This is a genomic window from Rhodococcus sp. R1101, from assembly GCF_000278445.1.
Classification (GTDB): domain Bacteria; phylum Actinomycetota; class Actinomycetes; order Mycobacteriales; family Mycobacteriaceae; genus Rhodococcus; species Rhodococcus gordoniae.
On record NZ_AJVB01000010.1, the window covers coordinates 16,701 to 31,470 of the forward strand.

At 66.1% G+C, this 14,770-nt stretch carries 11 protein-coding genes and 2 pseudogenes; 7 read left to right on the top strand and 6 right to left on the bottom strand.

Annotated features, from left to right (window positions below; genetic code table 11):
* Positions 1-131 precede the first annotated feature (131 nt).
* Together R1101_RS0102015 and R1101_RS0102020 are read left to right on the top strand one after the other, a co-directional pair.
* A complete protein-coding gene (locus R1101_RS0102015) occupies positions 132-1,346 on the top strand; it encodes an acetyl-CoA C-acetyltransferase (RefSeq protein ID WP_016931822.1) in 1,215 nt (404 codons plus the stop codon).
* A 23-nt stretch (positions 1,347-1,369) separates the two neighbouring features.
* Positions 1,370-3,517 (top strand): 3-hydroxyacyl-CoA dehydrogenase NAD-binding domain-containing protein, encoded by a 2,148-nt coding sequence (locus R1101_RS0102020; RefSeq protein ID WP_016931823.1) that lies wholly within the window; start codon positions 1,370-1,372, stop codon positions 3,515-3,517.
* 56 nt (positions 3,518-3,573) lie between these two features.
* Here the strand turns inward: R1101_RS0102020 and R1101_RS0102025 are convergent, their stop codons facing one another.
* From R1101_RS0102025 to R1101_RS25690, 4 genes and pseudogenes are all read right to left on the bottom strand, one after another.
* Positions 3,574-4,773: a serine hydrolase domain-containing protein gene (locus R1101_RS0102025; protein WP_026002786.1), complete on the bottom strand. Its 1,200-nt coding sequence runs from the start codon at positions 4,771-4,773 to the stop codon at positions 3,574-3,576.
* 109 nt (positions 4,774-4,882) lie between these two features.
* Positions 4,883-5,923: a helix-turn-helix domain-containing protein gene (locus R1101_RS0102030; protein WP_016931825.1), complete on the bottom strand. Its 1,041-nt coding sequence runs from the start codon at positions 5,921-5,923 to the stop codon at positions 4,883-4,885.
* Positions 5,911-7,218: a class I SAM-dependent methyltransferase gene (locus R1101_RS0102035; RefSeq protein ID WP_016931826.1), complete on the bottom strand. Its 1,308-nt coding sequence runs from the start codon at positions 7,216-7,218 to the stop codon at positions 5,911-5,913. The genes R1101_RS0102030 and R1101_RS0102035 overlap by 13 nt, the downstream gene beginning before the upstream one ends.
* Positions 7,215-8,674 (bottom strand): annotated as a pseudogene (locus tag R1101_RS25690) (FAD-binding oxidoreductase). Before R1101_RS25690 ends, R1101_RS0102035 begins: the two are co-directional and overlap by 4 nt.
* A 137-nt stretch (positions 8,675-8,811) precedes the next feature.
* Between R1101_RS25690 and R1101_RS0102045 the strand changes: the two are divergent.
* The 5 genes and pseudogenes from R1101_RS0102045 (at position 8,812) to R1101_RS25695 (ending at position 12,461) form a co-directional block, all read left to right on the top strand.
* On the top strand, positions 8,812-9,246 hold the full coding sequence (locus R1101_RS0102045) for an SRPBCC family protein (protein ID WP_016931827.1): 435 nt from the start codon (positions 8,812-8,814) through the stop codon (positions 9,244-9,246).
* Between the two features lie 102 nt (positions 9,247-9,348).
* A complete protein-coding gene (locus tag R1101_RS0102050) occupies positions 9,349-9,672 on the top strand; it encodes a YbaB/EbfC family nucleoid-associated protein (RefSeq protein WP_016931828.1) in 324 nt (107 codons plus the stop codon).
* 9 nt (positions 9,673-9,681) lie between these two features.
* Positions 9,682-10,290 (top strand): recombination mediator RecR, encoded by a 609-nt coding sequence (recR, locus tag R1101_RS0102055; RefSeq protein ID WP_016693177.1) that lies wholly within the window; start codon positions 9,682-9,684, stop codon positions 10,288-10,290.
* A complete protein-coding gene (locus tag R1101_RS0102060; protein ID WP_016931829.1) occupies positions 10,287-10,889 on the top strand; it encodes a TetR/AcrR family transcriptional regulator in 603 nt (200 codons plus the stop codon). The genes recR and R1101_RS0102060 overlap by 4 nt, the downstream gene beginning before the upstream one ends.
* Before the next feature lie 95 nt (positions 10,890-10,984).
* Positions 10,985-12,461, top strand: a pseudogene (locus R1101_RS25695) (MFS transporter).
* Positions 12,462-12,582: 121 nt separating this feature from the next.
* Here the strand turns inward: R1101_RS25695 and R1101_RS0102080 are convergent.
* Together R1101_RS0102080 and R1101_RS0102085 are read right to left on the bottom strand one after the other, a co-directional pair.
* Complete coding sequence (locus R1101_RS0102080) at positions 12,583-13,548, bottom strand: oxygenase MpaB family protein (protein ID WP_016931833.1); 966 nt, start codon at positions 13,546-13,548, stop codon at positions 12,583-12,585.
* A gap of 4 nt (positions 13,549-13,552) precedes the next feature.
* Positions 13,553-14,770, bottom strand: a 1,218-nt coding sequence (locus tag R1101_RS0102085) for an aldehyde dehydrogenase family protein (protein WP_016931834.1), incomplete at its 5' end; no start/stop codon positions are given.

Below are 14,770 nucleotides of genomic sequence, written 5' to 3' on the forward strand. Positions count from 1 at the left end.
CGGACACCGATCGCTTCGGTCCTTACGGTCGAGGGGTGCCCGCTTCTACCGTGGGGGAGGTTGGGCACGGCGGCCCTCTGCAGGGCCGTGGGTGCCGTCGCTCCGCAAGCACGGGAAGGAACCTGCGCACTGTGACCACCGAGGCATTCATCTATGAAGCCATCCGAACACCACGCGGCCGAGGCAAGAAGACGGGCTCGCTGCACTCCGTCAAGCCGATCTCCCTGGTTACGGGCCTGATCGACGAGCTGCGTGTTCGATTCCCCGATCTCGACGAGAACCGCATCTCCGACCTGATCCTCGGTGTCGTCAGCCCCGTCGGCGATCAGGGTGCCGACATCGCCCGCACCGCTGTCACCATCGCGAACCTGCCGGCCACCACGGGCGGCGTGCAGATCAACCGGTTCTGCGCCTCGGGCCTCGAGGCCGTCAACATGGCTGCGCAGAAGGTCCGCTCCGGCTGGGACGAGCTCGTTCTCGCCGGCGGCGTCGAGTCCATGTCGCGTGTCTCCATGGGCTCCGACGGTGGCGCGTGGATGCTCGATCCCGCCACCAACTACGACAGCTACCTGGTTCCCCAGGGCATCTCCGCCGATCTCATCGCGACCATCGAGGGCTTCACCCGCGAGGACGTCGACGCCTACGCACTGCGCTCGCAGCAGCTCGCCGCGGCAGCCTGGTCGGGCGGCTACTTCTCCAAGTCGGTCGTGCCGGTCAAGGACCAGAACGGTCTGACGATCCTCGATCACGACGAGCACATGCGCCCCGACACCACCCTCGAGGGCCTCGCCAAGCTGCAGCCGTCGTTCGCGACCATCGGTGAGATGGGCGGCTTCGACGCCGTCGCGCAGCAGAAGTACCACTTCGTCGAGAAGATCGATCACGTCCACCACGGCGGCAACAGCTCGGGCATCGTCGACGGCGCGGCACTCGTGCTCGTCGGTTCCGAGCAGGCCGGCAAGGATCTCGGTCTGACCCCGCGTGCCCGCGTCGTCGCCACGGCCACCTCCGGTGCCGACTCGACGATCATGCTCACCGGCCCCACGCCGGCCGCGCACAAGGTTCTCGCCTCGGCGGGCCTGACGGTCGACGACATCGACCTGTTCGAGATCAACGAGGCGTTCGCCTCCGTCGTCCTGAAGTTCCAGAAGGACCTGAACATCCCGGACGAGAAGCTCAACGTCAACGGCGGCGCCATCGCGATGGGCCACCCGCTCGGCGCCACCGGCGCCATGATCACCGGCACCATGATCGACGAGCTCGAGCGCCGCGGAGCCAAGCGCGCCCTCGTCACCCTGTGCATCGGTGGCGGCATGGGTGTGGCCACCATCATCGAGCGCGTCTGACACCGGAAGGAATTCGAAAAACAGTGAGCGACAACATGATTTCCTGGGATAAGGACGCCGACGGCATCGTCGTGCTGACACTCGACGATCCCAACCAGGGCGCCAACACGATGAACGAGCTGTACAAGGCGTCGATGAAGGCCACCGTCGACCGTCTGTACGAGGAGCAGGACTCCATCACCGGTGTGGTGATCACCTCCGCGAAGAAGACCTTCTTCGCCGGCGGCGACCTGCGTAACATCATCGCGATCGGCCCCGACGACGCGCAGGCCGCGTTCGACGAGGTTCAGGGCATCAAGGCCGACCTGCGTCGTCTCGAGACCCTCGGTAAGCCCGTCGTCGCCGCCATCAACGGCGCGGCTCTCGGTGGCGGCCTCGAAATCGCCCTCGCGACGCATCACCGCATCGCCGCCGATGTCAAGGGCGTGCAGATCGGTCTGCCCGAGGCCAGCCTCGGCCTGCTCCCCGGTGGCGGTGGCATCACCCGCACCGTGCGCCTGCTCGGCATCCAGACGGCGCTGCTCTCGGTTCTGCTGCAGGGCAACAAGTACAACGCGGTCAAGGCCAAGGAGATCGGCCTCGTCCACGACGTCGTGGGCAGCGTCGAGGAACTCGTTCCGGCCGCCAAGGAATGGATCAAGGCCAACCCCGAGGGCGGCGTCCAGCCGTGGGATGTCAAGGGCTACAAGATACCCGGCGGCACCCCCTCCAGCCCGGCCTTCGCCGCGAACCTCCCGGCCTTCCCCGCGAACCTGCGCAAGCAGATCAAGGGCGCCCCGATGCCGGCTCCGCGCGCCATCATGGCCGCCGCCGTCGAGGGCTCGCAGGTGGACTTCGACAATGCGTCGACCATCGAGTCGCGGTACTTCGTCGAACTCGCCACCGGCCAGGTCGCGAAGAACATGATCCAGGCGTTCTTCTTCGACATGCAGTCCATCAACTCGGGCGCTTCGCGTCCGAAGGACGTGCCGAAGCGCGAGATCAAGAAGATCGGCGTTCTCGGTGCGGGCATGATGGGCGCCGGCATCGCCTACGTCTCCGCCAAGGCCGGCTACGAGGTCGTCCTCAAGGACGTCACCCTCGAGGCCGCCGAGCGTGGCAAGAACTACTCGGAGAAGATCGAGGCCAAGGCTCTCTCGCGTGGCAAGACCACCGAGGAGAAGTCGAAGGCTCTGCTCGACCGCATCACGCCGACGGCCGACCCCGCCGACTTCGCGGGCGTCGACTTCGTCATCGAGGCGGTGTTCGAGAACACCGAGCTCAAGCACAAGGTGTTCCAGGAGATCGAAGACATCGTCGATCCCGACGCGCTGCTCGGCTCGAACACCTCGACGCTGCCCATCACCGGTCTCGCGACCGGCGTCAAGCGTCCCGAGGACTTCATCGGTATCCACTTCTTCTCGCCGGTCGACAAGATGCCTCTGGTCGAGATCATCAAGGGTGAGAAGACCTCCGACGAGGCCCTGGCCCGCGTGTTCGACTACACGCTCGCGATCCGCAAGACCCCGATCGTCGTCAACGACAGTCGCGGCTTCTTCACCTCGCGTGTGATCGGCACCTTCGTCAACGAGGCCATCGCCATGCTCGGCGAGGGCATCGAGCCCGCGACCATCGAGCAGGCCGGTTCGCAGGCGGGTTACCCTGCTCCGCCGCTGCAGCTGACCGACGAGCTGAACATGAAGCTCATGCAGAAGATCGCGAAGGAAACCGAGGAGGCCGCCAAGCAGGGCGACACCAAGCTCGGCACCACGCGTCATCCCGCACTCGACGTGGTCGACTGGATGGTCGAGCAGGGCCGTCCGGGTCGTCTCGAGAAGGCCGGCTTCTACGAGTACGACGAGAACGGCAAGCGCCAGGGCATCTGGCAGGGTGTGCGCGATCACTTCAAGACCGAGGCGACCCTCGATGTGCCGCTGCAGGATCTGATCGACCGCATGCTCTTCGCCGAGGCGATCGAGACCCAGAAGTGCTTCGACGAGGGTGTTCTCGAGACCACCGCCGACGCCAACATCGGCTCGATCTTCGGCATCGGCTTCCCGGCCTGGACCGGTGGTGTCGCTCAGTACATCGTCGGTTACCCGGGTGGCAAGGAAGGCTTCGTCGCGCGGGCCGAGGAACTCGCCGCCAAGTACGGCGAACGCTTCACCCCGCCGGCGTCGCTGCGCAGCTGACGCACACGACGGTTGCACGGAAGGGCTCCCGACGCCACGGCGTCGGGAGCCCTTTCTCAGCCCAGTGCGCGATAGACGCGCGACTCGAACTCCAGGAATCCACCGACGGAGGCACGGTCGGCGAAGGGGAGCACCTGTGCTGCCCAGATTCCGGCGACATCGGCACGACGGTCGATCCAGTAGTACAGATTTGCCAGTCCCGCCCAGCTCAGGGACCCTGCGCTGCGGCCGGTGGGCGCTTGTTCCTCGTTGACCATGAAGGAGTACGACCACGTCTTCCGCTGGCCCGGAAAGAACTCCGCGTCATTCGAGAGCTCGGGCTCGACTCCTGGGAGCATTGTCACCTGAAGGTCGCCGAGACCGCTGATCGCAGCTTTCGCCACAGTCTCCGGCCGCAACACTCGACCGTACTCACCCTCACCGTCGTTCAACCACATCTGTAGGAATCGGGTGTAATCACCGATGGTCGAGTACAGGCCGTGACCGCCCATATCCACTTCGGGCTCCTGCGGCAGCACCAGACCGGTCGGCACGAGCGTCCCGTCCTCCCTGCGTTGGTGGATCTCTGCTCGTCGTTCCTGCATCGAGGGGGTCATGGTGAATGCGGTGTCACTCATCCCCAGTGGACGGAAGACGCGTTCTGTCATGACGTCGCCGAGTCGCTTTCCGCGAACGGCTTCGACCACGAGCCCCGCCCAGTCGATGTTGGATCCGTAGTTCCACCGGGTACCGGGCTCGAACAGCAGAGGCGTCTGCAGCGCCGCACGAGTTGCTGTGATCACGCTCGGGTGGACGCCCGCGACCGAGAGACGGTGATAGGTGTCGTCGAAGAACGAGTACCCGAGTCCGGCAGTATGCAGCAACAGCATTCGGGTGGTGATCGGCGTGCGGGGAGCGCGCAGCGTCAGGACTCCGGACTCGTCGAAACCCTCTGCGACGGAGAGATCCGCGATGTCCGGCACGTATTCCGATGCCGGAGCATCGAGGTCGATCAGTCCTTCTTCGACGCACTGGAGTACGACTGTTCCGGTGATCGCCTTGGTGGTGGAGAACAGTGCGAGTACCGAATCCGTGGTCATCGGAGTGGCATCGCTCAACGAGCGGACGCCGGACGCCCCCTCGTACACGGACCCGGTCGAGCGCGTGACCGCGGCTGCAACGCCGGGAACCAGAGCGGGCCCGTCGGGAAAAGCGGTGACGTGGTCCAGAGCGTCGTCGAGACTCGTTGTCAAAGCAGAGAGATCCAGTGTGTGCATGTCCGTCCTTCCGGTGTGATGCGTGACACGCATGGAAGGTAGGACATGTGATCGGCTCTGTACGTCTGTGATCGGTAGGGGATATCTGCAATCGGCAAGAATGACGCGTCTAGCCTGTGCGCGCTCGACGCAAGGTCTCCGACGGGTTCTCTCCGAACCGGCGCCGATAGGCCGCGGCGAAGACACCCATGTTGACGTACCCCCATTCGTGGGCCGCGGACGACACCGAAGGAGACCCCGCGCTCAAAGAGCGACGGACGCCACGCAGTCGCTGCTCGACCAGATACGCCCGCGGGGAGGTCCCCACATATTTCTTGAATGCACCGTTGAGGGCACGGACACTGACGCCCACTGCTGATGCCGTCTCGGCGACGGTGGGCAGATTCTTCGCATGCTCGTCGATGTACTGCACAGCAAGCCGCACGTATCCAGGAGCGGCAACCGGCGCGGGCCCGGTGAGGTCGATGCCCGCCGAGCGAGCCCACTCGTCGAGCAGGTGAGCGGCGAGCATCTCCTGGAGATTGTGGCCTATTCTGCCCTCGGCAACAGCGTCCGGGGCGGTCGAAGCCGTCCTTGTGGCGTAGTCGAGCAGGGCGAGCCACGCACTGTCCGGCCCTCCGACCGCACACTGGTGGCTCCACAGTCGTTCGTCGGGAACGTAGCCCCACCACTGCAGGGCGAGATCGGACAGGAAGCGGTGCGGGATCGTCAGGTTGAGTTGGAGATGGTCGGGATCTGCGTCGAGCCGATAGTCCACCCGACTGCAGTCGGCGACGAACGTCTCGCCCGCACCCAATTCGGTCTCGTCGTATGTTCCTGTCGCATGACGTGTCCTGCCTCGGATCGTGGTCAACACCAGGATGTTTCCTGCGTCGGAATCGAAATTCCGAAGATCGACTTCTACGCCGTAGCGGAACCGCGTCATGGTGATGTCGTGGATCGGTACCGAGAACATCGACGATGCGGGGACGGCTGTGCGGTCCGTCGGCCGTACATCGAACCGCATGTACTTGTCGTCCGTCCAGGCACGAATGGCATCCCAATCCGATTCCCGAGCCGACCGACGGCGGCTCGGGAGCGGTCTCGGGTCCAGATCCGGCAACACGCGTCCAAGATATGCGATGAAACCGGGTGAGGTCAGGCGACCCACCAGGGCCGTAGCGGCGTCTGCGGCTTCTTGTCGTCGCCCAGCTTGACCGCCAGCACCTGGTGCAGCTGCACCACATTGCGTTCGAAGCCGAGGCGGGAGCCGGCCATGTACAGGCCCCACAGGCGTGCCGTGCCCTCACCGACCTCGGCGACGCACGCCTCCCAGTGCTTCTCGAGGTACTCGCACCAACCCTTCAGCGTCAGGGCGTAGTGCTCGCGCAAATTCTCCTCGTGCATCACCTCGAAGCCGATGTTCTGCGCCTCGGTGATGATGCGCCCCGAGCCGGTGAGTTCCCCGTCGGGGAAGACGTACCGGTCGATGAAACCGCCCGCCTTGACCCGGCTGTTGTTGGTCGGCCGGGTGATGCAGTGGTTGAGCAGCAGACCACCGGCACGCAGCTTGTCGTGGAGGAACCGGAAATACGCCGGATAGTTGGCGACGCCGATGTGCTCGGTCAGGCCGATCGACGAGATGGCGTCGAACCCGCCCTCGGTCACGTCGCGGTAGTCGGAGTGCCGGACCTCGGCCAGGTCGCTCAGACCCTCCTCGACGATGGCCTTCTGCGCCCACTCGGCCTGCTCCTCGGAGAGCGTCACGCCGAGGGCCTTCACGCCGCGCCGAGCGGCATACCGCACCATTCCGCCCCAGCCGCAACCGATGTCGAGCAGACGGTCGCCCGGCTTCAACCGCAGCTTCTCGAAGACCAGACGGTACTTGTTCTCCTGGGCGTCCTCGAGGTTCTGGTTCCGGGATTCGAAGACGGCACAGGTGTACGTCATCGACGGTCCGAGCACGTACTCGTAGAACTCGTTGGACACGTCGTAGTGGTGGTGGATGACCTCGGCGTCGCGCGACTTCGAGTGGCGCAGACCCTCGGCGATCCGGCGCCAGCGCGGCAGGTGCTCCTGCGGCGGCGGCGCGATCGGCTTGAGCAGTTCGGTGCCGAGCGACCGGGCGATCTGCGCGAGGACGCGTGCCGGGGGACGCTCGAAGTGCAGGTCGCCGAGCGAAGCGAGCAACTCGTAGGGGTTGCCGGGATGCACGCCCTTCGCCTCGAGATCACCCGAGATGTAGGCCCGGGCCATGCCCAGATCGCCGGGAGCCGTGGCGATGTACGTCGCGCCCTTCGGTGATGCGAGGTGCAGGCCGTAGGGGGAGTTCGCCGGGCCCGCCGCGGAGCCGTCGTAGGCCGTGAAGCGCAGCGGCATGTCGCCGCCGGTCACGATCTCGACGATCTGGGCGAGGGCGAGCTTGTCCTCGGTGGGTCGATCGTTCTCGGCCTTGAAAATGGTCACTTTCGTTGCACCGCCTTCGAGAAGAGGTCCAGTAGACGGGACCGAGGGTCGTATTTCTGTTTGAGGGCGGGGTATTCACCACCGCCGTAATAGAGTTTCTCGAACTCGTCCTTCGAGTAGTAGGAATCCGAGTAGAGCGATTTGTGCCCGTCGAGTTCGGCGACCTTGTTCTCGATCAACCGGTTGGCGGCGCCTTCCTCGGCGCCGGGCACGATGGGAACGGACGACCAGAACCCGATGTTCACATAGGCGCGCTTCGGTTCGAGCGGGTACAGCGGCCACGGCCGCTGGGCGTCCGAGGCGCTCGGCCGCCGGCCCTCCGGGGACGACTCGGTGTCGCGCAACTTCAAGGGGCACAACCAGATCGGTTCGATGGGAATCTCGTCGAGGAACCATTCGACGAACTCCCGGGTGCGCTCGAGCGGAACCTCGATGTCCTGCACGACACGCTCGCGGGGCGATTGCCCTTGCGTGCCTCGATCCGGTCGGCCACCGAATACTTGTGATCGAGGGCGATGAGCTTCCAGTAGAAGCTGCTGCGCAGCAACCGCTTCGGCCACAGTCGACGGATCTTCGGATTCTGGGCGCCGAACGCGCGTGAGCACCAGAACCAGTCGGTGTCCCACCGCCACAGATAGTCGCGGATCGTGAGTCGATCCTCCTTGGGGCGGTTGACGGAGACGTGCTGGATCGACCGGTAGTAGATGTCCTGCCCGGTGTAATCGCTGACGGGTCCCGGCTCGTCGGTTTGCGTGCCGAGCGTCAGGTAGCTCTCGGCTGCCGAGAAGACGACCCCGTCGAGATAGTCGACCGATGTGCCGTCCCAGGTGCGCTCGTCGACGATCCGTGCGAGGACGGACTGTAGGTCGGCGATCGTGTCGAACCGCAGGTGCCGCAGCGCGACGTACCGCTTCACCGGTTCGAGTTCGATGCGCAGGCGCGTCGCGTACCCGAGGGAACCGTAGGAGTTGGGGAAGCCGTGGAACAGATCGGCGGTCTCGCCCTCGGGGCGGGCGGTGACGATCTCGCCGGACCCGGTGAGGATGTCCATCTCGAGCACCGACTCGTGGGGGAGACCGTTCCGGAAGGACGTCGACTCGATGCCGAGTCCGGTGACGGCGCCGCCGAGCGTGATGGTCTTCAATTGCGGGACGACCAGCGGAGCGAGACCGTAGGGCAGGGTCGCGTCGACGAGATCCTCGTAGGTGCACATCCCGGCGACGTCGGCGGTGCGGGCCTGCGGATCGACGGAGACGACCCCGCCGAGACCGGAGACGTCGAGTCCGGGCGCGTTCACCGCGGCGCGCGCTCGGAAGAGGTTCGACGTCTTCTTGGCGAGTCGCACGGGCGCGTCGACCGGAATCGCGCGGTACGAACGCAGCAGGCGGTCGACACCGTGCCGGTGTACCGCCTCTCCGTACGGGACCTTCACACCTGACGATCTCGGCATCTGCATTCGACTCCTCGGAGCGGCGCATCGGTAGCACGTCCACAATAGACCCGGCGGTCGCATCCGTCCCGAAAGGCGGAAGGCAGGATGGATGCAGTCGTCACAGGCACATTCGAGCACGCACGAAGAAGAAGGAGTCGTTCATGGCACAGGTCAGCGCAAGCAGTTCGATCCAGGTGGCGGCCGCCCCCGAGGCGGTACTCACCGCACTCGCCGATTACGAGACGGTCCGTCCGCGCATCCTCACCGAGCACTACCGCGACTACCGCGTGATCTCCGGCGGTCGCGGCGACGGCACGGTCGTGCACTGGATCCTCCAGGCCACGGAGAAGCGTCAGCGCGACGTGCAGGCCACCGTGTCGGTGAAGGGCAGTACCGTCACGGAGACCGACGCGAACTCCACGCTCGTGACGACCTACAGCGTCGTGCCGAACGGGACGGGTTCGACGGTCGTCGTGCTCACGCAGTGGAAGGGTGCCGGAGGCGTCAAGGGCTTCTTCGAGAAGACCTTCGCGCCGCTCGGCCTGCGGAAGATCCAGCAGCAGGTGCTCGAGAACCTGAAGAAGGAAGTCGACTGACCTCGGTTTCGTCGATCTCGGCGTCCGTGCCGACCACGATGCGCCGGGACTAGGCTGGCGTACACACTTCAGAAAGGACGTGCCGTGCAACCCGGTGGTGGAATGCCCGACATGCAGCAACTCCTCGCCCAGGCCCAGCAGATGCAGCAGCAGCTCGTCGCTGCGCAGAACGAGATGGCGCAGGCGGAGGTCACCGGCCAGGCCGGCGGTGGTCTCGTCACTGCAACGGTGAAGGGCACGGGCGAGGTCGTGTCCGTGAAGATCGATCCGAAGGTCGTCGATCCCGACGACGTCGAGACCCTGCAGGATCTCGTGGTCGGTGCGATCGCCGATGCCTCGGCGAAGGCCCAGGACATCGCGGCCGAGAAGCTCGGTCCGCTCGCGGGTGGGCTCGGCGGCGGAATCCCCGGCCTCCCCGGCTTCTAGAGGCCGGCGTTGTACGAAGGACCGGTACAGGACCTCATCGACGAGCTGGGCAAGCTTCCGGGCGTCGGTCCGAAGAGTGCCCAGCGCATCGCGTTCCACCTGCTTTCGGTCGAGCCGCCCGAGATCGACCGCCTGCAGGCGGCGCTCCAGCGGATCCGCGACGGTGTCCAGTTCTGCGAGGTCTGCGGCACCGTCTCGGACCAGCAGCGTTGCCGCATCTGCTCCGATCCTCGCCGCGACCGCACGGTGATCTGCGTGGTCGAGGAACCCAAGGACGTGCAGGCGATCGAACGCACCCGGGAGTTCCGGGGGCGCTATCACGTCCTCGGTGGTGCACTCGACCCGCTCAACGGCGTCGGCCCCGACCAGCTGCACATCCGCGAACTGCTCACCCGGATCGGCAATCAGGAGGACGGCGTCGACGTCTCCGAGGTGATCATCGCGACCGACCCCAACACGGAGGGCGAGGCGACGGCCACCTATCTGGTGCGGATGCTGCGCGACTTCCCGGGGCTGAGCGTCACACGCCTCGCCTCGGGTCTGCCGATGGGTGGCGACCTCGAGTTCGCCGACGAGCTGACGCTGGGACGAGCACTGTCGGGGAGGCGGGCGATGTGACCGTGCGCGGCACGGAGGCATCGCGTCGGGGAGAGCCCGAGAAGCGCCGCCGGACTTCCGACGAGACCAGGCAGTTGATCATCGATGCCGCGGGGAAGGCGTTCGCGACGCGCCCCTATCGCGACATCACGCTCAAGGACATCGCGGAGGACGCGGGGGTCAGCGCACCGCTGATCATCAAGTACTTCGGCTCGAAGGAGCAACTGTACGAGGAACTCGTCGACTTCCAGTACGGCGCGCAGGTGCTGTTCGACGGTCCGCTCGAGAGCCTGGGGGAGAGGATGGTCGCGATGCTCGCCCGCCCGCTCGAGCCCTACAAGCCGTTGTCGATGAACATCCTCTTCATGAGCGGGGGCAGCAGTGAGGAAAGCAACCGCATGCTCCGCGACAACTACTCCACGCAGATGATCGATGCCCTCGCCGCGCGGCTTCCGGGCCAGGACGCCCGCCTCCGGGCCGAGCTGGCGATGTCGGCGGTGATGGGTTTGGCGATCATGCGGCGCCGCATGATGCAGGAACGCGCGACCGGCACGGTCGAGGAAGTGGTGGCGCTGTACGCGCCGCTGGTGCAGCGACTGCTCGACGGAGACAGTTCTTAGCGGCTGAAATGATTTTGGTCACCTCTCTTGAGGGTAAATAGCCGTTCACCTAATGTGGTGAATGGCTATTTACCTATTCGGTGAGGAGGGACGTCATGTCGATTTCGCTCCCTCTGCGCCTGCACGTACCGGGCAGGGCCACCTCCGCCCCGACGCGCCCGGCCTCGGGAGCTGCGGAGAAGCGACGCGACCTGGGGCACCTCGTCTTCCCGGTCCTCGCGGTGGGAGCCGTCTTCCAGGCCATCATGCAGACCGTCATGGTGCCCCTCCTGCCGAGCATGCCGGGCTTCACCGGCGCCGGACCCACCGCAGTGTCGTGGCTGGTGACGAGCACACTGCTGGTCGGTGCGGTGATGACGCCCATCTTCGGGCGCCTCGCCGACATGATCGGCAAGAAGCGCATGCTGCTCGTCGCGTTCTCGCTCATGACCCTCGGCTCGCTGATCTGCGCGCTGACCTCCGACATCGGACTGCTCATTCTCGCCCGCGGCCTGCAGGGTGCCGGCGCAGCCGTACTGCCCATCGGCATGGCGATCCTCCGGGAAGTCATGCCCCGCGATCGGGTGGAGCGCTCCATCGCGATCCTCAGCTCCACCCTCGGCATCGGCACCGCGGTCGGCATCCCGTTCGCGGCCGCCATCGTCCAGTTCGCCGACTGGCACCTGCTCTTCTGGATCACCGCCGCCATCGGGGCCGGTGTGGCCCTCGCGGCGTGGCTCGTCATCCCGGAGTCGAGCAGCCGCACCGGAGGCCGTTTCGACGCAGTGGGCGCCGCCGGCCTGTCCGCCGCTCTCGTGTGCCTGCTCGTGCCCATCACCCAAGGCAGCACATGGGGCTGGACGAGTCCTGCGGTGCTGCTCTCGTTCGCCGCGGCGGTACTGCTGTTCGTGCTGGTGGGGCGCGCAGCAGTTACGCAACCGCAACCCCCTCGTCGACCTCCGCGTCTCGGCCCGCCGCTCCGTCCTCGCACCACACCTGTCGGCGCTGCTCGTCGGGTTCGCCTTCTACGGCAACACCCTCATCACCACCCAGCTGCTGCAGGCGTCGTCCGCACACGGAGCCGGATACGACCTGACCATCCTCCAGGCGGCGGCATGCCAGCTCGCCGCAAGCTTCGCGATGATGATCTTCGCGATCGTGGCCTCCCGGATCACCGAGCGTTTCGGGCCCAAGATCACGATCATGACGGGAGCGGTCTTCCTGCTCGCCGGCTACAGCGTCCACGCGGTGCCCGGAAAACCGCTGTGGGTCGTGGTGGCCGCGATCTTCGTCGCGGCCATCGGCACATCGCTCGTGTACTGCACGCTTCCGGTGCTCCTGCTCGGTGCGGTGCCCCTGTCGCAGAACGCGGCGGCGAACGGCGTCAACGTCCTGCTCCGCACCGTGGGCAGCACCGTGTGCAGCGCGGTGGTCGCATCGGTGCTCGCGGCCCACACCGTCGGCGGTGGGCTCGGCATCGGCACCGCGGGCTTCGTGATCGCTTATCTCGTGTGCGCCGGCTGCGCCGTGGTGGTCTTCGTCTCGGGTTTCGCGCTCCCCTCGAAGCAGTCCCTGCGTTCCGTCACGACTTGAGTCGCTCCGGCTTCCTCCGCGACGGTTACGGCCCCGTACCCCGGTCGCGAAACCGGAATGCGGGGCCGCCCCTCCTGTCCCCAGGTCTCGGTATTCGACCGGATCGAGTGTTCGCCCGGATTCAGTGTTCGACGCCGAGGTCGCTCGGGCGGTAGCCGAGGGGGTAGCCCGGATACGTCCGGTTCGCGGCATTGCCTGCCGACAGCGACACACGTCGCTTCGGCAGTCGCCGTACGAATGCCGACCGTGCCCGCAGTGCGCCCTCGGCGAGCTCCGTCAGCTGCGGCGAGCTCGCGGGGAAACCGAAAGCCGACGCCATGCGGTCGTCGATCAGCGCGAAGACGACCTTCTCGATGCCCTTGTTCAGCACCTTCGGGTACCACGACTGGAACAGGCGCAGCGTGTACGTGCCGATGGCGTGATTGTCGTCGCTGTAGGTGAACCTCTCGCGTTCGTACTCGAGCTTGAACCGGTGGAATTCCTGGAACGACTCCGGGATGTCCTTGATGCCCATCCGGATGCCCACCTGGCGGTAGAAGTAGAACGACGCCAGGCGCTCCTTCGGATGCAGACGACGCCACCCGTAACGGTCGATCCAGTCGAGCGGGTCGTACGCGAAGGTCGACAGCACGTACAACATGTCGTCGTTGTCGATCGAGTACTTGCCGTGCATCCGGTTGATGTTGCGCAGCGACTCGCGTCCCCGCTCGGCGTCGTAACCGTGCTCGACCAGCTCGGCCATGAGCAGCGCCGTGTCGTCGTACCGCTTCTGCGGCCGTTTCTCGAACTCGCCGGTGCGGGCGAGCAGCTCCGAGATGCTCGGCACGCAGTACGTGCGGAACAGGGCGAACTCCAGCGACCGCTGGTAGTCCCACGGGAACTCGTAGCCGGCGGTGATCCGCACGATGTCCTGGTGGTGGGTGACCGGATCGAGTCCGTCGATCACCTCGACCCAGCCCCTCCGTCCACGTTTGGGGCGCGGATCCCTGTTCGGAGGCGGGAACGTACCGGCCTTCTCGACGCGTGCCTCGGGATGTGCGACGACGGCGGCCTTCCGGCTGCGAGTGCGCGGGGGAGTGGTCGTCATCGGCTCACCTTCCGTGCATGTACTCGAGCATGATCTTCGCGATCTTCAGGTGGCGCTCCGGGCGTTCGAGGCTCATGAGCTCGAGCGGCGAGCCGAACCTCGCCACCGTGACGGACTTGGGACGGCTGAACTCACGCAGGCCGTCGGCGCCGTGGATGCGGCCGAAGCCGGACTCGCCGATGCCGCCGAAGGGCAGCGACGCGATGGCGGCGAAACCGAGAACCGAGTTGACCGACACCATGCCGTTGCGCAGGCGCTCGGCGAGCCGGCGGCCCTTCTTCTTGTCGCGCGTGAAGATCGACGCTCCGAGGCCGTAGTTCGTGCCGTTGGCGCGCTCGACGGCCTCGTCGAGATCGCGGACCCTGTTGACGACGACCGTCGGGCCGAAGGTTTCCTCGCGTACCGCGGCCGAGGTCTCGGGCACGTCGGTGAGGATGACGGGTTCGACGATGCGCTCCTGCACCGACTCGAGTCCGCCGAGGACGGCCTTGCCGCCGGACGACAGAGCGTCCTGGATGTGGCTGCGGACGATGTCGACCTGGCGGGGAAGCGTCATGGGGCCGTAGGTCGAGTTCTCGTCGCCGCCCGGCTTCGCGCGTTCGACGGTGGCAGTGAGCTTGTCGAGGAACTCGCGGTAGACGGGCTCCTCGACGTAGATGCGCTCGACACCCGCACAGGTCTGGCCGGCATTGCCGAAGGCACCGAACGCCGCGAACTCGACGGCCTCGTCGATGTTCGCATCGGCTGCGACGATCATCGCGTCCTTGCCGCCGCACTCGGCGACGAGCGGGGTGAGCGATTCGGCGCACACCGCCATGACCTTGCGGGCGGTGGGGCCGGAACCGGTGAACGCGACCTTGTCGACACCCGAACGCACGAGCGCCGAACCCGTCTCACCGAGACCGGTGATCACCTGGAAGACGGGCTGAGTGGGAGCGATCGAGTTCCACTTGTCCTCGAGCCACTTCGCGACGCCGGGGGTGAGCTCGCTCGGCTTGAATACGACGGCGTTACCGGCGGCCAGCGAGTAGGCGATCGAACCCATGGGCGTGTACACCGGGTAGTTCCACGGACCGATCACGCCGATGACACCGAGCGGCTTGTACTCGAGGGTCGCGGCCTGATTGAAGCCGGCGAGACCCGAGGGCACCTTGCGCGGCTTCAGAACCTTCTTCGCGTTCTTGGCCGCCCAGTCGAGGTGCTCGACCGCGAGCATCACTTC